This window comes from Rhizobium acaciae, assembly GCF_025941625.1.
GTDB classification, from domain to species: Bacteria; Pseudomonadota; Alphaproteobacteria; order Rhizobiales; family Rhizobiaceae; genus Rhizobium; species Rhizobium acaciae.
Window position 1 is genome coordinate 1 of record NZ_JAPCZO010000041.1, and the last position, 23804, is coordinate 23804.

The 23804-nt window shown below is 56.7% G+C and carries 19 protein-coding genes and 7 pseudogenes; 14 read left to right on the forward strand and 12 right to left on the reverse strand.

Annotated elements, in window-relative coordinates:
• The 4 genes from OLZ32_RS36865 to OLZ32_RS36880 form a co-directional block, all read right to left on the reverse strand.
• Positions 1-372: gamma-glutamyl-gamma-aminobutyrate hydrolase family protein (locus tag OLZ32_RS36865; protein ID WP_264425296.1), on the reverse strand; the 372-nt coding region annotated here is incomplete at its 3' end.
• Positions 373-504: 132 nt separating this feature from the next.
• The gene (locus OLZ32_RS36870) at positions 505-1878 is read right to left on the reverse strand and encodes a CapA family protein (RefSeq protein WP_264425298.1); all 1374 of its coding nucleotides are present in this window, start codon (positions 1876-1878) and stop codon (positions 505-507) included.
• Between the two features lie 289 nt (positions 1879-2167).
• Complete coding sequence (locus tag OLZ32_RS36875; protein ID WP_264425300.1) at positions 2168-3403, reverse strand: ATP-grasp domain-containing protein; 1236 nt, start codon at positions 3401-3403, stop codon at positions 2168-2170.
• Positions 3404-3828: 425 nt separating this feature from the next.
• On the reverse strand, positions 3829-4233 hold the full coding sequence (locus OLZ32_RS36880; protein WP_319641155.1) for a reverse transcriptase domain-containing protein: 405 nt from the start codon (positions 4231-4233) through the stop codon (positions 3829-3831).
• Positions 4234-4572: 339 nt separating this feature from the next.
• Here OLZ32_RS36880 and tnpA (OLZ32_RS36885) point away from each other — a divergent pair.
• A pseudogene (gene tnpA, locus OLZ32_RS36885) lies at positions 4573-5016 on the forward strand (IS66-like element accessory protein TnpA).
• Positions 5017-5143: 127 nt separating this feature from the next.
• Positions 5144-5227 (forward strand): IS66 family insertion sequence element accessory protein TnpB, encoded by an 84-nt coding sequence (gene tnpB, locus OLZ32_RS39525; protein WP_406649421.1) that lies wholly within the window; start codon positions 5144-5146, stop codon positions 5225-5227.
• Positions 5228-5234: 7 nt separating this feature from the next.
• On the opposite strand, the pseudogene OLZ32_RS36890 reads toward tnpB (OLZ32_RS39525), so the two are convergent.
• The 3 genes and pseudogenes from OLZ32_RS36890 to OLZ32_RS36900 all read right to left on the reverse strand — a co-directional run.
• Positions 5235-6330, reverse strand: a pseudogene (locus tag OLZ32_RS36890) (ISAzo13 family transposase).
• A gap of 106 nt (positions 6331-6436) precedes the next feature.
• The gene (locus tag OLZ32_RS36895; protein WP_264425302.1) at positions 6437-6565 is read right to left on the reverse strand and encodes a hypothetical protein; all 129 of its coding nucleotides are present in this window, start codon (positions 6563-6565) and stop codon (positions 6437-6439) included.
• Between the two features lie 590 nt (positions 6566-7155).
• Positions 7156-7696 (reverse strand): annotated as a pseudogene (locus tag OLZ32_RS36900) (IS701 family transposase); the annotation flags it as partial.
• On the opposite strand from OLZ32_RS36900, the pseudogene OLZ32_RS36905 reads away from it, so the two are divergent.
• A pseudogene (locus tag OLZ32_RS36905) lies at positions 7688-8011 on the forward strand (IS701 family transposase); the annotation flags it as partial. The pseudogenes OLZ32_RS36900 and OLZ32_RS36905 overlap by 9 nt on opposite strands.
• Before the next feature lie 109 nt (positions 8012-8120).
• Positions 8121-8249 (forward strand): annotated as a pseudogene (locus OLZ32_RS36910) (IS3 family transposase); the annotation flags it as partial.
• Between the two features lie 164 nt (positions 8250-8413).
• On the opposite strand, the pseudogene OLZ32_RS36915 reads toward OLZ32_RS36910, so the two are convergent.
• The 3 genes and pseudogenes from OLZ32_RS36915 to tnpA (OLZ32_RS39295) form a co-directional block, all read right to left on the reverse strand.
• Positions 8414-9075: pseudogene (locus OLZ32_RS36915) on the reverse strand (IS66 family transposase zinc-finger binding domain-containing protein); the annotation flags it as partial.
• Positions 9076-9118: 43 nt separating this feature from the next.
• On the reverse strand, positions 9119-9475 hold the full coding sequence (gene tnpB, locus OLZ32_RS36920) for an IS66 family insertion sequence element accessory protein TnpB (protein ID WP_264425305.1): 357 nt from the start codon (positions 9473-9475) through the stop codon (positions 9119-9121).
• A pseudogene (tnpA, locus tag OLZ32_RS39295) lies at positions 9472-9926 on the reverse strand (IS66-like element accessory protein TnpA). Before tnpA (OLZ32_RS39295) ends, tnpB (OLZ32_RS36920) begins: the two are co-directional and overlap by 4 nt.
• Positions 9927-10094: 168 nt before the next feature.
• Here tnpA (OLZ32_RS39295) and OLZ32_RS36930 point away from each other — a divergent pair.
• Positions 10095-10808, forward strand: coding sequence for a hypothetical protein (locus OLZ32_RS36930; protein ID WP_264425307.1), 714 nt, complete (start codon positions 10095-10097; stop codon positions 10806-10808).
• Positions 10809-11136: 328 nt separating this feature from the next.
• On the opposite strand, the gene OLZ32_RS36935 is transcribed toward OLZ32_RS36930, so the two are convergent.
• Together OLZ32_RS36935 and OLZ32_RS36940 are read right to left on the reverse strand one after the other, a co-directional pair.
• Entirely contained in the window at positions 11137-11307 is a 171-nt protein-coding gene (locus OLZ32_RS36935) for a hypothetical protein (RefSeq protein WP_264425309.1), read from the reverse strand.
• A 756-nt stretch (positions 11308-12063) separates the two neighbouring features.
• Positions 12064-12780 carry a GntR family transcriptional regulator gene (locus OLZ32_RS36940; RefSeq protein ID WP_264425311.1) on the reverse strand — a complete coding sequence of 239 codons (717 nt, stop codon included), beginning with the start codon at positions 12778-12780 and terminating at the stop codon, positions 12064-12066.
• A gap of 283 nt (positions 12781-13063) precedes the next feature.
• On the opposite strand from OLZ32_RS36940, the gene OLZ32_RS36945 reads away from it, so the two are divergent.
• From OLZ32_RS36945 to OLZ32_RS36985, 9 genes are all read left to right on the forward strand, one after another.
• Positions 13064-13795, forward strand: coding sequence for a GntR family transcriptional regulator (locus OLZ32_RS36945; protein WP_264425313.1), 732 nt, complete (start codon positions 13064-13066; stop codon positions 13793-13795).
• A gap of 47 nt (positions 13796-13842) precedes the next feature.
• Positions 13843-14991: an ABC transporter ATP-binding protein gene (locus OLZ32_RS36950; RefSeq protein ID WP_264425315.1), complete on the forward strand. Its 1149-nt coding sequence runs from the start codon at positions 13843-13845 to the stop codon at positions 14989-14991.
• A 22-nt stretch (positions 14992-15013) separates the two neighbouring features.
• Complete coding sequence (locus OLZ32_RS36955) at positions 15014-16096, forward strand: ABC transporter substrate-binding protein (protein ID WP_264425317.1); 1083 nt, start codon at positions 15014-15016, stop codon at positions 16094-16096.
• 11 nt (positions 16097-16107) lie between these two features.
• Positions 16108-17901 carry an ABC transporter permease subunit gene (locus OLZ32_RS36960; protein WP_264425319.1) on the forward strand — a complete coding sequence of 598 codons (1794 nt, stop codon included), beginning with the start codon at positions 16108-16110 and terminating at the stop codon, positions 17899-17901.
• Positions 17902-17915: 14 nt separating this feature from the next.
• Positions 17916-19049 (forward strand): M24 family metallopeptidase, encoded by a 1134-nt coding sequence (locus OLZ32_RS36965; protein ID WP_264425321.1) that lies wholly within the window; start codon positions 17916-17918, stop codon positions 19047-19049.
• Positions 19046-20062 carry a D-2-hydroxyacid dehydrogenase gene (locus OLZ32_RS36970; RefSeq protein WP_264425324.1) on the forward strand — a complete coding sequence of 339 codons (1017 nt, stop codon included), beginning with the start codon at positions 19046-19048 and terminating at the stop codon, positions 20060-20062. Before OLZ32_RS36965 ends, OLZ32_RS36970 begins: the two co-directional genes overlap by 4 nt.
• Before the next feature lies 1 nt (position 20063).
• Positions 20064-20846 (forward strand): gamma-glutamyl-gamma-aminobutyrate hydrolase family protein, encoded by a 783-nt coding sequence (locus OLZ32_RS36975; protein WP_264425326.1) that lies wholly within the window; start codon positions 20064-20066, stop codon positions 20844-20846.
• A gap of 17 nt (positions 20847-20863) precedes the next feature.
• A complete protein-coding gene (locus OLZ32_RS36980; protein ID WP_264425329.1) occupies positions 20864-22237 on the forward strand; it encodes an aminotransferase class III-fold pyridoxal phosphate-dependent enzyme in 1374 nt (457 codons plus the stop codon).
• A gap of 94 nt (positions 22238-22331) precedes the next feature.
• On the forward strand, positions 22332-23780 hold the full coding sequence (locus tag OLZ32_RS36985) for an NAD-dependent succinate-semialdehyde dehydrogenase (RefSeq protein ID WP_264425331.1): 1449 nt from the start codon (positions 22332-22334) through the stop codon (positions 23778-23780).
• Positions 23781-23804 lie beyond the last annotated feature (24 nt).

Genomic DNA, 23804 nt, shown 5'->3' on the forward strand with positions numbered 1-23804 from the left:
CAGCAACGGAACGCCTTGGTCAATTGCCCTTCGTATCAACGGTAGCGTCGCCGAGTCCCGCGCTGGATCATAGGGGCCATTCGCTTCACTCGCATCGCCGCCATAAAGAGAGGGATGCACGTTGGATCCTGACCCTGTAATTATGACGCCGTCGACAGCGGCAAACAGTTGGTCGAAGTCGAGCCGTTTGCCAAAGGAAGGCACCACCAGGGGGAACACTCCGGCCGCTGCGACCGCAGCCTCAAGGTACTGTTGGGGTGCCGCGTGCCAAAGGTCATTATACAACTCACAAACATCCGCCGAGACCGCAACAAGCGGCTGAGTCGGCTGCGACGTGCGAATCTGTTGCGCCCTCGAAAATGCATCAGCCACTGCGACTTTGCCCTGTGACATATTCGTGGTCTTTCATTCGTTGGATGTATCGTGAAGCCGCCGGCTCGATGATGCAGACTAAATCACGGAGACGCGCGGTGTCCCTCTTTGTGGCATTGGTTGGATTTAGTATCACCGTCTTATGACTCCGACGTCGTTTTCGATTGTAATCTCAGTTCCGAACGGCTCCGAGAGCTTCTGAAGGCGTTCCAGAATAGATATTGCCAATGGCGGGGCAGCGAAGCTTGGAACGCCCCTGTTGGCGAACCTCTTGGAGTGGCCAAGGTCTAGGGGATGGAGTCGCAATTCAACGAGCTGATTTTGCTCAAAACGGCTGACGGTGACGATGCTCTCGTAGAAGACCGGGTCTGAAAATCCCGCATCCGTCTCGTACCCTCGCGCCATCTCTGCCAGCGTTACCTCCGCATCCGTGTCGGTCCGCGGATCCTTATCGTAAGCCGCGAACATGTCAGCGCCGACTGGCGTCCGGAGGTCGTCCATTATGAAGTTTCCGATGCTGTAAAGGATCGGTCTGCCTTTGTAGATTTCGATACCTCTAAGTTGATGCGGCCCATGCACAATATAGGCGTCGGCGCCGGCATCGATCATCTTTCGCCCAAAAGCTTGCTCGTAATCAGGCGTCTGCTGGCACCAGTTTCCAGGCTCATGCCCGTGGTTGGTGACTATGCAGAAGTCTGAGAATTGCTTACCCTGACGCACATCGCGAAGAATGCGGGCGACGTCCGCCGGGTCGGGCAGGTAGCTGTAGCCAACCTCGTCGCCCGCCTTGAATCTGGCCCCGGCTATCGTGATGCAGTCCGGATCGCCATGGGCGGGATTGTAATACGGCAGAGCATCCCGCACTTGTCGCAGATTCTCGAGCATCGGCTGTGGAACCGTGATGTCTTCGCGCAGTCGGAGGGGATTGAGGCCTGGTCTGCCCGACGTTCCACCGGCCGGATCGCACGCACGCGACATCGGTGTGAACGTGGAGGCAAACGACACTAAGGCGACCCGTCCGCGCGGCGTTTCCAGGTATCGAGCAGCACTGGCCTGCGAAAGGTTTTCGCCAACACCGGCATAGACAATCCCGTTTTGATCGAGCGCCCTGCAGGTTTCGCGCATACCCTCGGCACCCCATTCAAACGTGTGGTTGTTCGCGTAGCTTACCAGGTTGAAACCCATCATCTTCAAGTCAGGCCCGAGTTCCGGAACGCTGACATGATAGGCACCGCCATGTTCGGCTTGCGGGCTTCCGCTGAACGACCGGGCGTCAAAGATATTGGTTTCCATGTTGCCGAAAGTGACATCGGCGTTCTGGAGGATCTCGACGATTTTTCCGAATCCCGGATGGTATCCGTTGGTTAAGGGCCGTGTCACGATGAGGTCGCCGACCGCAATTAAAGTGAATCCGTCCGCGATGTTCGTATCTACCGACCCCGCTACGTCATACTCACCAACATGCTCCGCTCGAACTCGGGTAATATCTAGCGCCTGAGCATCCATAGGTTAAACGTTCTCCTTCGTAAGGCAGGTGGTGCTTTTTGCGTTCAACCGGTCAGAACGAGCGACCTCTTACTGAGCCGCACAAGTCTTATGTCGCCCAAACACGCTATTCTCTTAAGATGCGAACGAGTGCAACATCTGCGGATAGGTGATTGGTTCATCGGCCCGCACCTGATGCAACTGGATCGATGCAAAGCGAGCAATCACCGTCTCAGTTTCCGGCAAGACAAAACGGACTCTAACCTGACGCCACCACGCTGGTGCAGCGAGGTGAGGGTCACCGACTTTCCTATCCGCCCATTGCCGGAAATGGGGTGATCGAGCAATCGATTAAGCTAACGGCAGCCTGAAGTATCGCCTCGGTCTGAGCAAGGGTAGGTGAAGCGGCGATGACATATCCGATCCAATCTCGGTAGTCTCCTTTCCTGATTATCGGCGTTTTGGGCTCAATATACCATTTGACCTCGGCGACACCCGGTACAGCAGCCGCAAAATTGTCATTGTCGCTCCAATCCACGATCCCATCGCGATCAGGAACAAGGAACCGCGCGGCAGCAGTGTGCGAGAGCTTTCTGCGCAAATTCCATTCGTCGCCAATGACAAGCTTGATGTTCTCCGTGATGAGATCGACACCGTACGCCAGCTGAATCAGTTGAGGAGAGGGCGCACCGCCAAGACGCGGATTGACTTCAATTACGACCGGCCCAACCTTTGTCCACCGGAATTCAATGCACGTTGGCCCCCAGGCAAGGCCAAGAGCTCGCAAACTGCTTAGGGCAGTATCGGCGATAAGCTCATGCTCGTCATCCGTTAACGCGGCCGGATATGCGAATTCACGAAAGACGAAATACGGCGGGGGGCCGAAGCCGCCCGCGGCAATCCCAATGATCTCATTTCCCATTATGTCGACGCAATAATAGGGACCTTGTGCGAATTCTTCGACGAGTATCCTCGGCGATGACCGCCATATGTGTTTCCCGCTCATCAGATGAGTCGTATGTTCGGCCACCTCATCGATGGTGCAGCACAATCTGACACCGACGCTGCCACTGCCTTCGACTGGTTTAAGAAGCACGGGAAGGCCGATTTCCGCGGCAAAGCCTTCAACCTCTGTCGCATTCGCTGCTAGGCGGTAAGCAGGTACTGGAACTCCGGCCGCCGCAAGGAGCTGACGTTGAGTGAATTTATCGTAGCATCGTTCAACCGATGCGGGGTTCGGCCCTGGTAAATCGAAGTGCCGGCAGAGCTTGCCAACCGTCACATAGACCGACTCGTCCAAGCCCGAAAAGCCAGTAATGCCAGCAATGTCATAGGTTGCACGTACTCGGGAGCATTCTCGGATCAGCGAATCGAGATTGTCTGTATCGACCCGGATTGCTTCACTCCTTGCCGCCGCAAGATAATCGTAGCAAGCTGGATTGGCCGACAGGGTAATTGGATGAAGACCAAGACGCCGGGCCGCTTTAACGAATAGCGGACCAATACCTCTATGACCTTCAACCATGATGAGCGCTCTTTTTGTCATTAGGCGTTGACCTCCTTAGGGGATGCGCGGCAATCCGACGCGTAGATCGGCATCAAACTTTTTTGCCTGGGCCTGACCTCAAACCTTTGGTGAACGTACCATTGCTAGCGATTTGCAATCGTAAAGGTTCTGTAAATTTAGGTTGAACGATGTGTTGCAGCGTCGATCAAGTTGTTGGGGGGAGTCTGCAATGAGTCATGCCGAGAGCGAGATGTCCTTTGTTTAACTTCGCCGCCGAACCTATTCACGCGCGCACGTAAGGGACGTCACGGCAACTCGTTGTCAGCCTCCAGCGAAGCCTTGCAATCGAGAGAGGTGGAGTACAAACGGCTCTGGGACTTTCACCGCTCGGCGAAGCTGGTACCATCTGCTTCGCATCACCTTTCTCCCTCTTCCTCGAAGACGGATGCCGCGCATGGTGTGTCTTAGTCGGGCCGAACGACGCAAAACAGGCGCGAGCTCGTTAGGCCCGCGATGTTGACCGGCGGCGCACGTGGGACGAGCCAGATCCTTGCGAAAATGCTCGGGGGCAAAGCTATAACCAAGGAAGTCGAAATGCTCCTGACGGCATCCTTCACCGAGATCTTCAACTCGTTGAGGGTGAGCCCGAGCTTCGTCATCACCGTCTTTGTCCACGCCAGAGCCTCCGCCGCGCAACCGCGGCCGAGGATGACGAAGTCGTTGGCGTATGCGACGACGTTGGCTTGGAACGCTTCGCGTGCAGTCTGTCGCCAATGCTTCGGAAATCGGTTCATGTAAATGTTGGCCATCAAAGGACTTGCGTCACCGCCCTGAGGCGTTCCGCGCATCGCATTGCGACCACTACTCATACGCCCTTCCCGTCGCCATCCCGTTCCTCTACGGGCGCCTTAAGCCGCATCTTGATCAGATGCAGCACATGCCTGTCGACGACCCTGCGGGCCACGGACCGTAGAAGGTCCGAGTGTGTGAATGTTGTCGAAATATGTCCCGACAAATCAGCATCGACCACATCGGTATAGCCCCGACAGATCAGCCGGTGCAGTTCCTTGACCAACTGACCAACGCCGCGGTTGGGACGATAGCCGTAGGCGTTGTACTGTAAGCGACGTCTCCGCCCCATTGGATTGGCTGTATATTGATGCTTGCTGGGTGTGCGAGAAGGTTTCCGGGGCTATCTGGAGATTTGCATGGCAGAAGATGGATTTGTGGGGCGCTACGAAGTTGTCGAGCCGCGCCGCGGAAACCGGCGTTGGCCGGATGATGTGAAGGCGCGGATCGTGGCGGAAAGCCTTGAGCCTGGTGTTCGTGTTGTTGATGTCGCTCGCCGTCATGACGTTGTTCCGCACCAGCTTTCCTTGTGGCGCCGGCAAGTGCGCGAGGGCATTCTGGCCCCTGCCTTTTGAGTCTATGTCGGGCCTGTCGGAGAGCGGCGATGCCGAGCCTGCATTTGTGCCTTTGGCGATTGCGGCAGAGCCGAGCGAGGCTGTGAATGTTTGGCGCCGCCGCTGCCGGAGGCGGTTTCGTCGGTCTTGACGTTGGAGATCGGCCCGGACGTTGTGATGCGGGTTCCCGGCGATGTGCCGGTTGAACGTGTGGCGGCTCTGGTGCGAGCCATGCGAGGGACGGCATGATCGTCGCGGGCCAACGACTGCCGATCCTGATTGCAACGCGGTCGGTGGACTTCCGCTGTGGGCATCAGGCGCTGGCTCCTGATGGTGCAGACCGAGTTGAAGCTCGACCCGCATTCCCGGGGTGACGGTGATCTTTCGGTCGAAGCGCGGTGAACGCCTGAAAATCCTGGTGTGGGATGGCACCGGAATGGTGCTAAGGAAGCGTCGATAAATTGCGGCTACGTTTTTGGCGGTCTTGGGCTAATTGTATAGTTCCATTCGCCGTGGAAGGTATGGCGGAAGATATTGATCGAGGCCATTTCGGCGTCGGAGATTTTGATGCCGGCGGGATAGAGATTTTCATCGAGTTCGCAGCGAACGGTGAGGCCAGCGGTCGAAGTGGTCGCGGCGATGAGTTCGACAATGGTGCGATAGTCGATGAGCGGTCGTCGCCCTCACCAGTTGCGCGAGATGAATGAGAAGAGGCGATGTTCGATTTTGTTCCATTTGCTGGTGCCGGGCGGCAAGTGCAGGACGTCGATGGTCAGGGCCAGTTCGTCGGCGAGCTTTTGAAGTTCGATCTTCCAAAGGCGAACGCGCGAGCCGTTGCTTCCCCCGCCATCGGCGGTGATCGTCAAGGTATGGGCGTGCGGGTAGCGGTCGCGTCCCATGCTCATCCACCAGGAGCGTATTGCATTGACGGCGAAGGCGGCTGTGTCGTGGTCGATCCCGACGCTGACCCAACCTTTGTCGTCGGCGATGTCGTAGATGCCGTAGGGCGCGGCGCGGCCCAGCTTGGGGTCGATGAAGTCGTGGTCCCGGACTTGCTCGGGTGATCCGGCCGGCTGGTCGGCAGCGATGGCGGCCTTGACCGTCTCGGCGATATGCTGGAACTGCGCGTCGCGATCGGCGTGGCCTGATCCCTCGATCGTCTTTCGATTGGCTTGAAGAGAGTACCCAAGGCTTTTCAACAGGGTCCCGACGACGTCGTAGCCGACCCGATGACCCATGGCGCAAAGTGCGCCCGCCAGGTTTCGCAGGCTTTTCGAGGTCCACTTCAACGGCGACATCGGATCGCCGCGCGTCGCCGGATCGACAAGATCTTCCAGGTCCGACAGAAGCGTCGGGTCCGTCTCGGTCAGGGGCTTGCGGCCCGCACCCTTGCGGCGGATGCCGCCAAGCGATGAATCCGGCGCCTGGCCGCGCAGCTCCCGCAACCCATAGCCGATGGTGCTGGGCAATCCCCGTCGCCGCGCTCACCGCCGCGATCCCACCCCATCCGGCCGCAAGCGCTTCCGCCGCAGCAAAACGACGCCGACCCCGCTCGTCCAACATTGGACGGAGCGCCTCATAACGAAGCTTTATCGCGGCAACATCGATCACCAACACTGTCTACAAACAAACCGCGAAAATGGGAATCCTCCAAATCCGATTGCTCGATTCAGAAATTTGTCGATACTTCCTTAGTGCAAAACTCTAAGCAGACGACGCCGTCGTCCAGGTCCCACAGTGCGGCGCAGCCATAGTCGACCACTGGCTTTGTTGCGAGCTTCAGGTCAGTGATGGTCATCACGCCTCTCCACGTTTCACCGAGCTAACGTGCCGTCGGACGAGAGACAACTCCGCATGCCATCGGCGACGTAGAAATCCCCCTACTCGGTGGCGAGAGCGAGATAGGCTGGAGCGGCGAGGCTTTGCACCTTTAGACATTCAACGAACTCGTCGATGGCCCTGTAGAGGCTCTGCTTCACGTGAAGGCGTTCGGCTATAGCTTCGATATCCAGTCGACCCGGTTAAGGAGCTCCATGTCGTCGGCGCTCGAACCGGTGGTGCTGGGCCCCGCAAAAGCTGCATCCATGAAGCAGTTCGCTTTCAGCTGGCGAGCAATGCTCCTATCGGCCCGTTTCTTTTCCATGTCGAGAAGAAAACCTCTACGCTGACAATGGCGAGATGGGTGGTAATGCCAGAACCCATCGTGCCGTTCCTATAACTGCCGCCTTGCGAATCTTTGCCATCATTACGACCTCCAGCTGCCGGCGATCATCAGTTCCAGCCTATCCCAACAACTTCGGAAGAAGAGCATAATATGAAGTTCCCAGCTTCTCGAACTACCGGTCTTGTAGTTTTCACAGTGCATTCCTGGGTTTAGTCTGCGCCCAGAGGATTACCCGACCAGAAGCCGAAATGGTGGTCCGACTTAACCGCAAAAACGTAGTCTTTGCAGGTTCGGCGCAGGCTTCCTTCGACGTCCCCGGCGCATACACCGCATCTGCGGCAACCCATGAAAACGGCACATCGGCTGCCAGCGCACGCCGTATCATATCGACAGCCAAGCCTGGCGTGGTAACGAAGGCTATAGCCTCAGGAACATGGGTTGCTGCAAGCCTTGCCGGATCGCCGGTCCAGCTTTTGGGCAAGTACAAGGCCCGATCGATAATGGCATGACCGCGAGCGGACACATAGGCGGCGAACACACCGATCTGGCAGTTCGTTATCTTGCCTGCCGAACCTGTATATCGACGCGCAACACGGCACGATGTCTTGCCCGCTTGAGGAAGCCCGTCTCATCGATGACCAGGACCGCATCATCTGTGGCGAGGTTTTCTACAACATACTCTCGCACGATGGCGCGAAGTCCGTCTGCGTCCCAACGCCTGCGACCCAGATTGGCTTGTTGCCGCCGTGGGCCGGGATCCCCGGCCATGGACGACCACGCAAGCATTCCATCCCCGATACACTCTCGGCAGTCGCCGAAACGATGCTGGCGGGCACGACTTGGAAGACGGTCAGTTGGCGGCGCGGTACGAGAGGTCGATTGACCGCGCGCTTTGCCGTCCTGCGCGTCCGGATCGCCGATTGCAATCCGCAACGTATCCTCGCAAGGGACAGCAGCATCTGCCGGGCGAAGAAGCGTGGCTCGTTGGCGATGGCGCTCAAACGACGAACGCGAATACTATCTCTCCAATCCGCCGGCCGAGGCGAATTGAAAGAGCTGGCGGCGGCCATCAAAGAGCGCCCGGCATTCCTCTCGGATTTCCTCTGCCGGGGCCTTGGTTTAAACAGAGAGCCGTATGCGCTGAAAGGTGCCATGTACGGTTCGGGAAGGAGAAGCGCATCCGCTCCTTACTCCACTCGTCACCTGGCAAGGCTTCGTCTACGTGGCCTCTATCATCGACGTCTTTGCCCGCCGCATCGTCGGCTGGCGAGTGAGCCGGACGGCGCATGCCGGGTCCGTCCTCGATGCTCTGGAGCGAAAGAGGCCGTCGCCGCCGAGGAAACCCACGGGGCCGGTGGGCGAACGGCGGAGGCTGGTGTCGAGCCTTGCCACGCTTCTCATCGAGGCAGCAACAGATACGAAGGAGGACCGGCACGATGACGAGCGTTGAGATCCTTCCTCCCACCATCCTGCAGCGGAAAGCCAGGCGACCCGCGTCACCCAGGCGCCGAGCGTGCCTCGATCAATAGTCACGCCGCAGGAGGCCAGCATCTGCGCCTGGCGATGGAGCGGAGATGCCAGGCAAACTTCGAAACAGCGACATGCGCGGCAAATGCAGTGGTCACCATGCCGCCGTCCATCACGCGCGCTGGTGCCGGCGCCTGCACGATGACACTTTCGGAGGCCCGGCATGCATAGCGCGGCCGGATCGTCCGCTTTACCCGGACAACCGCAGGTACGATGTCGAGCGCTTCGCTGACATCCGTGCCGATGCAATGCAGTTCGAACGAACAGCAGGGGCAAGTCTTGCTCTCCGGCTCAATGATCTCGTCATAACGCGGAAAGTGTTTGGGCAAACGCCCGATATTGCGGGCTGGCGATCGCCGTGCCTGCGTTTTCCCCTCGGCGACGGGCGCAACATCGTCCTTGGCAGCAACGGGAATGTCGCTGAGATCGCCAAGATCGAGCGTCGCCTGCGTTGGATCGAGCGTCGTCATCTTCTCCGATTTCGGCCCAAAGAGCTGGCCCTCGAGAAAGGCAACGCGCGCTTTGAGATCGGCATTCTCTTCGTCGAGCGAAAGAATGATCCGGGTCAATTGCGCAGCATCCTGGCGCAAGGGATCGGGTCGATAACGGCATGACAGACCCTACCATATGAGTCTGAATCTTTAAGCAAAACCAATAGGATCAGCCTGTCTTTGTTGGTCTTTTTACCGGGTTTTGCTTGACCCTTGTCCAATCAATTCCGGCCAGCAGAAGCGAGAACTCTGCACGCGTCATCTGAATCGAACCATCGCGGATTGGCGGCCAGACGAACGCCCCATTTTCCAGCCACTTCGTCGTCAAGATCATGCCTGATCCGTCCCAGTAAATGCAGCGCAGCCGATCGAGACGCTTGGCGCGGAACACGAAAACATCGCCACAATAGGGATCGGAAGCAAGCGCTGACGCCACCAAAGCCACAAGGCCATTCATGCCGCGCCGGAAGTCGACAGGTTGCGTCGCCACCATGATCTTTACGCCGCCCGGCGAAAGACCGATCACCGGCGCCCCCGCAACGCCGTCACCATCGCGTGCGCCACCGAGCCGATCACGGTTATGCGCGCGCCGGCAAGCTCGATCTCAATCCGACCCGCGGCGAAGTGGGCGACATCCGACGGCGAGCTCTCGGGAGACGTTCGATCGCCAACCACCGTCACCGGCACGATCGCCTGCTGCGCGCAGGTCTTGGCAGAGCGATGAGAGGTCGGCCCAGCTTCCGACGCCAGACGTTCAGCAAGCCGCGATTGACGCCCCAGCGCCGGGCAACAGCCGAGATGTTCACGTCGGGTTCTGCGCTCTCGGCAAGGATCCGAGCCTTCTCTTCGTCAGTCCAATTCCGCCGCTGGCGCCGACCGGTGATCACCTCGATCCGACGGTATTTTCCCTCATGCCTGGCTTCATGCATGCCTTCATCCATGACTTCAAGCATGGCATCAGCGCGATCTCCAACCATTCCATTCCGCTCCTGTCGATGAAGGAGCTTATCTCGCGGCCTCGATCACAAAAGAAAAGGTGGGCTGTTCGTCGCGCTCACTGTCAACTACAAAGGATGGGAGTATCTTCTGCGGCCGCAGGCTCTTATTTTCAGGCGCACTATCAAGCTAAGGCGGGGCGCTAAACAATGGAAAAATACGTGACCAACCTGGAGGTATCGCAATACATTTGTTCGTTTGATGAAGCAGGCCGCAAAGCGGGAATACGCTTCAACATGGGGGACAATTTTGAAGAATATCTTGAGATTACGACAAACATCCCCGGAAAATCGCCGACCTTTCCGATGTTCCGGCCGGATTGTTCAAGGCTTGAGCCTGGCTGTGCGTTTTGGATTATCGGAGAAGATCAATCGGGCGAAGTAGCGCATGTTCAGGCACTTCGTATGGACAATCTAAGAACAACCAACTTGGCTGAACACCTCGAGTCATTGAAAGCCTGCTATGCGGATCCAAAGAGCCAAGCGGGCTCAGGCTCCTCATGTGTTTGCCGTGCATCGACCGCTCGGAAGATAACAGGAACCGTAGCTTATCAGGGCGACATATGGCTCCGAGATGATTTTAGGGGACAGGGGTTACCTAGAACGTTTTCAAGCCTTGCGTTTGGGTTGGCGTGGGCGAAATGGTCACCAGATTTCATTTATGGCCTTGTCCCCACTTGGTCAATCGACAAGGGAGTCGCAGATCTGTATGGCTATCTCCACAGAGAGGCGCACGGGTCCGTTCTGCGTTTACCTGACCGCGGAATCGAAGATGATGACTGGCTTGTGTGGCTAACGCGACGCGAATTGTCCCAGCTGATTAAACGCACGGTGACCGGTACCCTCGTGCCGGCCCTTTCTTAACCGCCGCCGTCGTTCTTGCAGTTGGACATTCTTTGGTCGATGCGGTGGGCCGGCTCCTTTCGGCACTGGGACTACACAGTCTGGACCAACGGACAAATCCGCAATGGTTCCGTTTCCGGCTTGGGGCTCCGTGTACGCCGCTGAGCCATAGGTCCTTCGTCCATGCCTACCAGTTTAACGGCAAGCGTTGCCGGAAAGTGCTGGGGTCCACGATCTCGCCGTTAGTATAGATATGGGGTGTCAACCGCCGTCGTGACTTGTCGAATATCGGCGTCGCCGGAAACTCCGTCGCTGGATCCAGACGCGTCATGTAGGGCGCAAACCGGCTTCACGATTGCCAGTCGTCCAGCCCAGGTAAAGGGGCGATTGACGCGCGATCTGTCCTTTGCCAGTTGATGGCGGGGTCACTGGTCAGCGTGCCACAGTCCTGCTCGTCAGCGAAATCGGCAGAGGAACTCAGCAGTCGAGTATTGGGGCCGCTGACGCTGAAGCCGATCATGGAGCGCTCGAGCAGTTAGGCGGCGACAGGCTCCTTCTTGTTATCTTCGTCGTCATCACGCTCTCCCTGGCCAAGGACGAGCAACAGCCGATAGCCGCTCGAGATCGAGCTTGGTGTAGATCTTTGACGTGTCGAGGCTGCGATGACGTAGAATATCGGCGATGTGCTTCATGGAAGTACCCTCGCATAGCGGTCGGTCGCCATACTGTGGCGCAGAACATGCGGGTCGCAGCGATCCCAACCGCACACAGCCGAAACGCAGTAATGACTGCTCGCTTGGCTCCCTTGCGGCCGCGGCATCGACCTTCGTGACGTCGACGGCGCCTGTGCCAAAAAGTGTGAGCGAGGAATCTGCCGACAATCAACCCACGTTGCCGGCGCGTGGTCTCCGCCAAGCCTGGACATCACGCAATTAGGCATCGAACGCGGCCAGTTCCTCGCTTAGTCCATCAGTCCATCCTGCTTGTCGGCAGACTGAATGGCCTCGGCCTCAAGCAGTCTCAGCAGGGAGCGAATGGCGGTCCGCAGTTCATACCGCGTCCGGCGAACCGGCTAAGGACAACTGCAGATTAAGAAAGCGATCGAGCACCGCCGCGCCTAGCGATGGAGGCCGGGCGCTGCTCGCCGGCCAGCGCGCAAAATGGGCGACACTCGCAAGATAGAGGCGGATCACATTGTGCGCATACCGATCTTCCCGCAGACGAGCGACATAGCGTTCCTAATAGGCTGATAGAATGCTGGAGGTCAGCCATGCTATCATTGCTGCTGCTTGGATAGTCCAGACAGGCCATAGCCCGCCGGCAAGACAAATGTCGATTGGGCCTCTCGTGCCCGCAGGACTGCCGTCAGGCGTTCCCTGCCGGCCCGTATGTGCGAGCGCATAATCTCGGCTGCGTTGGGCCCGTCTTTCATCTCGATGTACTTAACAATCCGCTCGTGCTCATCCTGCGAACCCGCTGACGCCCCTTGAGGCTCATGCAAGACCTCCATCCACATGAAGGTCACCATTTGGTTTAAAACACGGACGAGGGCTTGGTGTAGTTCCTTATTTCCGCTGACACGAGCGATTGATTCATGAAGGATCATCCCAACCCTAACTTCGTCGGCACGCCGCCCCGGTAAAGTTCGGAAATGGTTCACCTGTTCGACGATCTCTCGGAACTCTTGGAGGTCGCTCTTTGTGGCCTTTTCAGCGGCCAGGCTGACAGCCGCAACTTCAAGTACCTCTCGAAGCTGGTAAAGGTCGAAAGCTCGCGAAGAACTCATTTCTACCACGAAATAGCCGCGGTCGCGTTTCTCGACCAGTCCCAATACTTCCAGCCTTCCAAATGCCTCACGAACTGGCGTGCGACTGGCCTGCAACTGGGCAGCTAGCGTGCGATCGACCAGCTTTTCACCCGGGCGAAGTTCGTGCCGCAGAATCATATCGCGCAATGTGTTGAGTACAGCGGTTCCGATCTGGGCGTCGCTCATTGAAAATCCTAGGAATGTCATTTGGAATACCGAACCTTTTCGGCTAGCAGTCATCCCGTGGTGGGTCAAGACACCAACACGTGCCGCCTAATACGGAATTCGCGGAAAGGGGCTTGGCTCAACACGATCAGAGGGTTGCCATCTTCTTGTCCAAGTCTCCGACAGATGCAGCTGCGTGGATGGCTGCCCTGAAGCCAATGTCAACCGAAAACTACCCAGAACCGGACTTGACTCAATGCGAAACCTGTGGCATTCGAAATGGAATACCAAAAGGAATTCAATCATGGTTGAGCGCCAGTTGAGCGACGTTACGCTCGACCGACTTAGGACAATGATCATCAGCAACGAACTACGCCCAGGAATGAAGCTCGTCGATCGGGCTCTGGCCGGCGTTCTGGGAGTGAGCCGCACCCCCGTCCGGGAAGCGTTGGGCCGGCTAGTCGAGATCGGCATTGTGGATAGCCGCGAGCGAGGTTTCTACGTCGCTGAGGCGGACTCAAGGCGAGTTGCGGATCTCTATTTCCTCCGAGAGATCTTGGAGATGGGATCGATCCAACTCGCGGCTGCGAATGTCCAGCCGACTGATATTCTAGAACTACGAGATATCCTGGCGCAGATTGAGAAGTTACAGGCTAATCCGGGGCTCAAAGGTGAAGAGGTTCGCTTAGGGCTGACTATTCATCAGGTTCTCGCGCGCTCGAGCGGCAATGGCGCAATTCAGCAGGCCCTCGACCGCCTGCTGGACCAGATGCTGACCTTTATCTGGATGGAGGTTCTCAATGAGAGCGATGAGGCTTCTGCGACCTCGCATCGCGAGCATAAGCTACTCGTCGACCTGGTCGAGGCTGGCAGGGGGCAGGATGCGGCGGAGGTGATCCAGGTGCATCTTCGTTCGGCGAGGGAGCACGTAATCTCCGTCATGCGCGTTCGTGAAGCAATGTTCGCCCCAGCTAGAGCATCGCTGCCGAAGGATGTCGTGCACCACCAGCCGGCTGGCCCCCCCCCGAACCAATAAAGGAGGCTTTTGTGTCTAGCGAAATAACTCCCACTCTCGAATATTCAATGTCAGATGCAGGCTTCTCGTCATGTCCAAGCATAGAAACACGAGGCTTCGGCAAAAGCGTTCAGGTTAGGCTGGCCTCCAAATTCTATGGCGATTTCGCGGCGCTGAAAGATGTCACTTTAACAGTTAATCCAGGTGAGTTCCTGACGCTGCTGGGGCCAAGCGGCTCAGGAAAGACGACGACGATGATGGCGATCGCCGGGTTCACCGAACTAAGCTCTGGCGCAATTCTAATTGATGAAAACCGCATAGATCACCTACCGCCCAATCGCCGCAATATCGGTGTTGTGTTTCAGCATCTAGCGCTTTTCCCGCATATGTCGGTCGCAGACAACGTGGCATTTCCGCTGAGGATGAGAGGCGTCCCTGAGGATAAGGTTCGCCTGCGGGTTCGGCGTGTGCTCGAACTGGTCGAGTTGCCCACATTCGGCGAAAGGCTGCCGTCTCAGTTAAGCGGCGGACAACAGCAAAGGGTTGCATTCGCTCGCGCCGTTGTCTTTGACCCGCCTGTTCTTCTGCTTGACGAGCCTTTAGGCGCTCTCGATCGCAAGTTGCGTGAAAACATGCAAGCCGAGTTGAAAAGACTTCAACGGCAGCTCGGGATAACGACGATCATGGTCACCCATGACCAGGAAGAAGCGCTGACTGTATCTGATCGAATCGCGGTCATGAGCAACGGTCAACTTGAGCAGATTGGTTCTCCTGAAGAGCTCTACCAATATCCGGCTACGCCCTTCGTTGCGGATTTTGTGGGTGACTCAAATCGCATTGTAGGGACAGTGCGCACTGTAGCTGGGGACACTTGCACGATCGTAACCGCCGGAGCGATCGAATGTATTGGCAAGAAACGCAACTGGGATGACGCAAGTGTAGCAGCATTGGTAGTGCGGCCTGAGCGTGTTCTGGTTGGGCGAGAAGTCGGTGCTGTTGCGAACCGGTTTAATGGCGTGATTGAGAACGTCAACTATGCCGGAGACTCTATCAAGTATGTGATCCGAATTTCTCGCGAGGACACTTTGGTGGCGAAGGTCCGGAATGCACCGCATCATTCCCGGCTACACGTGGGAGAAGCCACCGTAGTCGGCTGGGGAGCCGATGACGCCGTCGTGTTCACTCCGGCGAATTCTCTTGGAGACTACCGGAACTGACAACCAGTAAGGGAGGAAGACTATGAAGCAAAATTTAACGCGGCGCTCGTTCACAGCAGGTCTTGCAGCAGGTGCAGCACTCACATGCGCTGGTCGAGCGCGAGCTCAGAGCTCCGGCACTGTGGTGATCGCTTCGTTTGGCGGTCAGTTTCAGGACGCCCAGCGTAAAGCGCTCTTTGAGCCGTTCGAAAAGTCTACCGGCATCAAGGTAGTGGAAGCGACGGGGCCTTCGCTCGCGAAAGTGCGCACAATGAATATGAGCGGCAACATCGAATGGGATGTCGCTGAGTTTACGCCTGCAGACTTCCTTGTACTGGCGGAGAATAATCTCCTTGAGAAGATCGATTACAGCGTCATCGATAAAAATGTCATCGCCGAGGTCGACGAGCGCGTCGTGCATCCTTATGGGGTCGGGGCGTTGTTCTATGCAAACGTCATCGCATTTAATACGAAGCGATATCCCACCGGCAAGCATCCGCGGAGTTGGGCAGAGGTTTGGGATGTCCAAAAATTTCCCGGACCGAGAATCTTGCCATCCGGCACCTATGTCGTACGTCCGAACGAGTTTGCGCTATTGGCGGACGGCGTTCTACCCCAACAGCTGTATCCGCTGGATCTGGAACGGTCCTATCGTAGTCTTTCCAACATAAAGCAGCACGTCGTGAAATGGCAAACGACAGGCGCCATGGCTCCCCAAGCAATTGTCGACGGTGAAGCCGACGTCGGAATGGCGTCTCAAGGGCGCATAGCACAGTTGAAGGCGCAGGGAGCGCCAGTTGACTATGACTGGAACCAAGGTCTTGTCACAGCCGACTATTGGGGCATCCCTAAGGGGGCGAAGAACGTCGAGAACGCCCTGAAGTTCATAGAGTTCGCATCACGGCCGGAACCGCAGGCTGAACTCAGCAAGTTGATCCCATACTCTCCGGCAAACCCCCAGGCCTTCAAGCTGCTTACTGCCGAGCAAACAAAGGACCTCGCGACCGCCCCTGACAACCTGCAAAAGCAAGTTTGGCTTGATGCCGCATGGTGGGCTGCAAAGACGAATGAGAAATCGAATATCGAACGTAACACCGACATGTGGAACGCTTGGTTGCAGCGCTGAGGAGATCACCGATGAGCACAGGAGCTGTGACAGCCAGAACATGCGCGGGTGTTCGGAGTGAGAAGTTTTTTGCTGGGTTGTTCGGCCGCCACGGCTTCCTGCTGCTCATGTTTCCGGCGCTCCTACTACTTGGCACGATTTACGGAGTGCCTATTTTCAGGTTGCTTGCTACCAGTTTCGGCGCGAACGAATGGTCGTCGAACAACTACCAGGTGGCGCTGACGGATCGCTACATGTGGAAGGTGCTTCTAAGCACTCTCCGGCTATCCGCAGAGGTGACCGCGGTATGCCTGCTTCTCGGTTACCCCGTCGCCTATCTAATGATCAGGACCGGGCGTCGCTGGGCCCAAGTCCTGACAATTCTGGTCGTGTTGCCTATGTGGACCAGCGTGCTCGTGCGATCATATGCATGGATTGTGGTGCTAGGCCGCAATGGGATTATAAATCAGCTTCTGACGGATAGCGGACTGATCGCAGAACCTCTCCCACTCTTGTACAATCGGTTCGGTGTCTACGTCGGCATGGTTCATATCATGCTGCCTTATATGATCCTTCCGCTCTACGCGGCCATGAAACGGGTTGATCTTCGACTCGTTGATGCAGCCAGAAGCGCCGGTGCCGGCGGATTCGCAGCTTTCACCTTGGTGTTCGTTCCGCTTACCACGTCTGGGATTGTAGCGGGCTCGCTGCTCGTCTTTATTCTAAGTCTAGGCTTCTTCGTCACACCGGCATTGCTGGGAGGCGCTGGTGACGTAACATACGTCATGCTTATTGAGCGCCAACTGAACGAGTCCCTCAATTGGGAACTCGCGGCGGCAATGGCCGTTATCCTCCTGGTCGCGACCCTTATCCTTGTTGCCTTGTATTGGAGGCTTGTCGGCATTGCCGGCCAGAGCGATGCAGATCGTGGAAAAGCGACACCGAGCCGGGTCTTGCGCACGGCAACACGTGCGCTCGCCGCTTGGCAGTCCACATTCGGTTACGGTTCGTCCGCGAGCCGCTTGCTCGCGCCAGCACTGGGATGGACTGTGGTCGGGTTTCTGATTGCCCCCATCATGATCTTGTTCCCACTCAGCTTCAGCGCATCGCCATTCCTGGAATTTCCGCCACGTGGGTTTTCGTTGCAGTGGTTTCAGAACTACTTCAATCGCCCTGATTGGACCGCGGCTACCTGGGTTAGCATCAAGGTCGCGACGCTCACAATGTTCGCAGCCACACCGCTGGGAACGCTAGCTGCTATCGGCCTCGTGCGGGGGCGTTTTCTAGGGGCTCGTCTCGCCGCGGGGTTTCTGGTGTCGCCTTCGATTGTGCCTACCCTGATAACAGCAGTGGCTATTTACTTCCAGTTTGCACGGTTCCAGTTGGTTGGCACTATCACGGGGTTGGTACTCGCTCACGTGGTGCTGGCTCTGCCCTTGGTCGTGATCGTCGTTTCAGGCGCATTGAGCAGCGTCGACATCCGACCCGAGCAGGCGGCTCGTAGTCTGGGCGCCACTCCGATCATGGCTTTTCTCAAGGTGACGCTGCCAGCGATCAAGCCCGGTATTCTCACAGCGGCTTTCTTTGCCTTCCTTGCCTCCTTCGATGATGTGGTCCTGGCATTATTCCTCAGCGGCACCTCGGCAACGACCCTCCCAAAACGAATGTGGGATGGAGTTCGTTTCGAAGTCGATCCAACCATCGCTGCGGTCTCCACGATGATGATTATGGTCTCGATCGTTCTCTTGGCTGCGCCGCAACTGCTTGCACTCAGATCCCGCCGAGCTGGACGCGCCGACGGTGGGACCAAGACTGTATCACTTTGAGTAAAGGACACATCATGGGCACGAACCTCATCTTCTCGAGGGAAGAGTACGAGCGCCGAGTTCGCAATGTTCAGGCGGATATGCAATCTCAAGATCTCGACGCTCTCCTCGCTTTTGAACCAGAATCGATCACGTATCTGACCGGCTTTCTCTCGCCCAGAGGCTACAACTGCTTCCACTTTGCCATCATTCCTCGTGATGGTGAGCCTGTACTTTTTTTTCGCGATTTGGAAGCTTACCATTTTCAGCGAAGCGCCGCGTTTGATAGAAACTTTCGCTGGGCGGACGGAGACGACGTTGACGCTCTCGCGGTAGGCGCCATCAAATCAATTGTCGGGCAGTCGGCAAAGGTGGGGGTCGAGAAGTTTGCTTGGCAATTGAACGCCAGTCGATACGAGAGGCTCGCGGGCCTGCTGCCCGAAACTTTGGTGATCGCAGACGCTCAGAACCTCGTTCGCAAACGACGCCTTATCAAGTCTCGGGCAGAGATGGATTATCAGCGGCGGGCAGGGCGTGCGGCAGAAATGGCAATGGATGCTGCGCGAAAGGCGGCCCGGGCGGGAGCGCGCGAAAGGGATATCGGCGCTGCCGTTGCCGCAGCCATGGTGCTTGCTGGCAGCGACCGGGCCGAGCCCGGACCAATCGCATCTGGCGAGGCTGCGAAGTCCATTCATTGCATGTACACGGATCGCACTCTGCAAGCTGGCGATACAGTTCAGCTAGAAATGTGCCCTCACGTCCAAAATTATCATGCGCGTTTCATGCGCCCGCTCAAAGTTGGGCATGCATCAGCCGCAGAAGAACGTTTAGCGAACCAGCTATTCACGATTCAGGACCACGCCCTATCCGAGATTGCTCCTGGTGTTGCGGCAAGCGTACCGGATAAAATCTACCGAGAGGGGATCGTGGCAACCGGAATAGTCGATCGATACACAAATAAGACCTTCTATTCCGTCGGACTGATGCTCTATCCGAATGGAGCCGAGTATTTGGAAGTCACTCCGCAATCAAGCTGGTCATTCCAGGCGGGCATGACGTTTCATACCTACCTCGTCGTAGACGGTTTTGCGGTGAGCGAAACGATAGCTATTACCGCCACCGGGTGTGAAAAACTGACAAACTATCCTCGGGAGCTTATCGTATCATGAAAGATATCACTTCGACGGTCGAGAATACACAAGAGCATCGCTTCGTGGGATCACGAGACGCGCGGTCGGCTGCCAAAATACTTGTCTACCATCCCGAGCCAGAAGAATATTCGGTGGGCATTCGCCGGGCGCTTCCGGATGCAGAGGTTGTTTCTGGTTCTGATCCAGATTTTCTGAGGCAGCACATCGGCGATACCGAAATCATATTGGCGCCGCGCTTTCCTGTGGAAGCGCTCCAAAATGCGCAACGCCTCAAATGGATTCAGTCGACAAACTCAGGCGTAGATTTTCTCGTGCCGGTTCGCGAGCGCCTAAAGGATACTTTGGTCACCAATGCTCGTGGCGTGCATGGAGAGGTCATGGCTGACTACGTCTTGGGTACCGTGACGATGTTGCATTGGGACTTTCCGAATTTGCTGCGTCAGCAGGCCGCGCAACAATGGCAACCAAAATTCGTTGACCCGCTGTCAGGTAAAACGATCGGCATCGTTGGGTTGGGGGCAATCGGCGCCGAGATAGCGAGAAGAGCAAAGTCGGCGGGTATGACCGTGTTGGGTATGAGACGCGGATCCACGCGGCTCGGCGAGTCAGTCGACCAATATTACACTAGAGAAGAGTTTGACGAGTTTCTCTCTAGGTCCGACTTTGTTGTACTGGTAGTGCCAGCGACCACCGAAACCTACAAGCTTGTAGGCGCGAAGGAGTTTAGCGCAATGAAGCGCTCGGGCTACCTAATCAATGTTTCGCGCGGGTCGGTTGTGGATGAGTTGGCTCTCATAAGAGCTATTGGAGACGGTCAGATCGCCGGCGCTGCTCTTGACGTGTTCGAGGTAGAGCCGCTTCCGCCTACGAATCCTCTTTGGACGATGCCGAACGTCATTGTCACATCGCACATAGCGGGCAATCCAACTGAGTATCCTCGCCGTATACTTGAAATTTTCGTCGAGAACGCCAAGCGATATCTGGCTGGCGAAGATCTTATCAACGTCGTGAACCTCACGAGGGGCTATTAGGATGCTACAAAGCGTCTCTCCTCTCGTGGGCATCTCCACCTGCATTCGGTCGATTGAGGGTCAAGACTGGCATGCCGTGCAGGACAAATACATCGTCGCAATAGCAGCCGGCGCAGACGTTGCCCCGGTTCTATTGCCGGCCCTGGGCTCCGACTATGCGAAGAGCATCATCTCGCATCTCGATGGGCTGTTTTTGACTGGCAGTCTCTCCAACGTTGCACCTGAAATTTACGGTGCTTCGCAGGAAATCGAACGTGACTTCCTTGATCCCAAACGTGATGAAACCGCCATTAGCCTCATCAAATTAGCGATCCAACAGGATCTTCCGCTGTTTGGTGTTTGCAGAGGGTTGCAAGAGCTGAATGTCGCCTTGGGCGGCACCTTATGTGCCAGGCTGCACACGCGGCCCGCCAAGATTGATCATCGAGCTATTGCAAATGCAACCAAGGACGCGCGCTACGGCAAGGCGCACTCCGTGAGTTTGGCCGGCGGCTCATTGTTGTCGGAACTGGTTGGGGCAGACACCATCGACGTGAACTCATTGCACGAACAAGGAATAGATCAACTGGGAGCAAGCCTGGAGATCGAGGCCCTGGCACCGGATGGACTGATAGAAGCCGTGCGCGTACGCGACGTGGGGTTCGCTGTCGCCGTTCAATGGCATCCGGAATGGCGTTTCTGGGAGGATCCGCCGTCGCAGGCACTTTTCAAAGCGTTTGGAGAAGCCGTGCAGCGGCGAGCATATCAAAGACGTCGTCATGCTGCCCTACCGGTATCTGTTTAATCAAGGACAATTGTATAATGTTCAAAGCCCTCCGGCCGCGCCAAAATGCGACTAATCAATTCATCCATCCCTTCACTCAGCTTGCCGATGTCGAAGACGATGGGCCAAATGTGATCGTCTCGGGTAAGGGAGTCACGGTAACGGACCGTGACGGCCGTGAGTTGCTCGACGGTTTTGCGGGGCTATGGTGCGTGAACATCGGGTATGGCCGAAGCGAGCTTATCGAAGCAGCACAGCAGCAGATGTCAAAGCTGCCATATGCTTCCAGTTTCTTTGGTTTTGCCAACGAGCCGGCACTGCAACTCGCCGAAGAACTCGTTCGGCTTACTCCAGAAAGCCTTCAGCATGTCTTCTTCACGTTGGGTGGCTCGGACGCTATTGACACTACGCTGAAAACAATTCGCTATTTCTTCAACATCACGGGCCGGCCTGATAAGAAACACGTTATTGGACTTGAACGGGGCTATCACGGTGTGAGCTCGACCGGCGCGGGTCTCACCGGTCTCTCTGGTTGCCACCGCTTCTTCGATCTTCCTCTTCCGAACCAGCACCATATTCCATCTCATTACCGGTATCGCAGTTCCTATGGAGTCACGGACGCTGCGATCATCAGCGGGAGCGTGGCCGCGCTTGAAACGAAGGTCGCGGAACTCGGCGGATCGGAGAAGGTAGCTGCATTTTTTTGCGAGCCTGTGCAGGGGTCCGGGGGTGTCATCGTGCCGCCGGATGGTTGGTTAGCTGCCATGCGCATTGCCTGCGCAAAGCTGAACATTCTGTTTGTGATTGACGAGGTGATCACTGGATTTGGTCGCACGGGCCAGCTTTTTGCGTGCGATTGGGAACATGTCGAGCCCGATCTTATGACCATCGCGAAGGGTTTGACATCAGGCTATTCGCCCATGGGAGCGGTGCTAATGAGTGACGAGATCTACCGCGCCCTGGTCGACAAAGTGCCGCGCGAGCTACCTTTCGCAAATGGCTTCACTTACACCGGTCACCCCGTCTCTGCAGCCGTTGCTCTCGCGTGCCTTGAAATTTATGAGCGCGAAAGACTGCCTGAGAACTCGAAAGTTGTCGGAGCCCACTTGCTTAAGGGCCTCGATGCGCTCCGGGAACATCGTTGGATCGGCGATGTTCGTGGCAAAGGACTGCTTGCTGCGGTCGAACTGGTCGCGAACCAGGAGAGCCGTGAGCCATTTGATCCTCGGCTCAACGTCGGCCAACTTGTCCGTAAGAAAGCCTACGAAAACGGCCTGATCGTCCGCGCATTCTCCGACAACGTTATTGGCTTGGCGCCACCCTTGATCGTGGGCGAAGCCGATATCGACCGAATGCTGGATCGGCTCGCCCGAGCAATTCATTCAGCCGAGGCTGAATTGCACGAGATATGAAGTGGGCTTTCCCAGCGGTTATGTGAGGAGCGCAATCATAGGTGCTCCGGTGACAAACGCTCCGAGCGTGCAGGAACCTGAAGGACGAAAAGTAATGGTGAGCTGGTTTGAATTGAAGCGCGAAAAGAGCTTCATCGGAGGTGTTTGGGTCGAAGCGGACTCTGGCGCATCTATTGAAGTCATCGATCCGGCAACAGGTGAAATCATTGGAACCGTACCAAATGGAGGCGCGCGGGATGCAAGGCGAGCGATCGGCGCCGCCAAGACTGCATTTGAGGCATGGAGTTGCACGACCGCAGACCACCGCAGCAAGGTGTTGCGCAGGCTGTCTACATGCATCTTGGACCACCAGGATGCGCTCGCGGAGCTGTTGACGCGGGAACAGGGTAAGCCGCTCGCTGAAGCTCGCCTCGAGGTAGGTGCGAGCGCCGCCTATATCCTGTGGTTCGCCGAGGAGGCACGTCGCATTTACGGGGATATCATCCCCTCGCCATGGCCAGATCGTCGCATCACCGTAACCAAAGAACCAGTTGGCGTGGTTGGGGCCATTACGCCATGGAACTTCCCTTCCTCCATGCTCGCGCGAAAGATTGGACCGGCACTCGCAGCAGGCTGCACCGTGGTCGCGAAGCCAGCCACGCAGACTCCCTATTCGGCACTTGCCTATGGAGTTCTAGCGGAACAAGCTGGTGTACCCTCTGGCGTGATTAACGTATTAACCGGCTCGGCGCGAGAGATTGGCGGCGAGATGACCGGTAGCCCAGACGTCGCCAAGATTACATTCACCGGATCCACTGAGGTCGGCAAACTGCTCCTTCGGCAATCGGCCGACACTGTTAAGAAGGTCTCGATGGAGCTTGGCGGAAATGCGCCTTTCATAGTTTTCGACGACGCTGATTTGGAGCGCGCTATCGGCGGCGCGATAGCGGCCAAATTTCGAAATTCTGGACAAACTTGTATTTGCACAAACAGACTCTATGTCCAGGCCGGTATCTACGATCGGTTCTTGGAGCGATTTGCGGCTGCGGCAGCGAACTTGACGGTTGGCTCAGGGCTTGAGAGCGGCATCACGCAAGGCCCGCTTATCGATAGATCTGCCGTTGAGAAGGTCGAGCAGATTGTTGCCGACGCTTGCACAAAAGGCGCCAGGATCGTGTTGGGCGGTGCGAGACGCGATCCTGACAGTTTGTTCTTTCCTCCGACTATTCTAGCTGACGCACGCCCTAATATGCGATGCACGCAAGAGGAAATTTTTGGTCCGCTAGCACCGGTGTATAAATTCGAAACCGAAGATGAAGTCATTAAGTTGGCGAATGATACCGAGTATGGATTGGCCTGCTACTTTTATTCAAGAGATCTCAGCCGAACCTATCGCGTATCTGAAAAGTTAAAATATGGATTGGTCGGCGTAAATGAAGGACTAATCACGACAGAGGTGGCTCCATTCGGCGGAGTTAAACAATCTGGTTTGGGAACTGAAGGATCGAAATATGGAATAGCCGACTTTTTGAATATAAAATACACCTGCGTCGGCGGCATTTAGAAATACTGTAGAGTATGGGGGGTA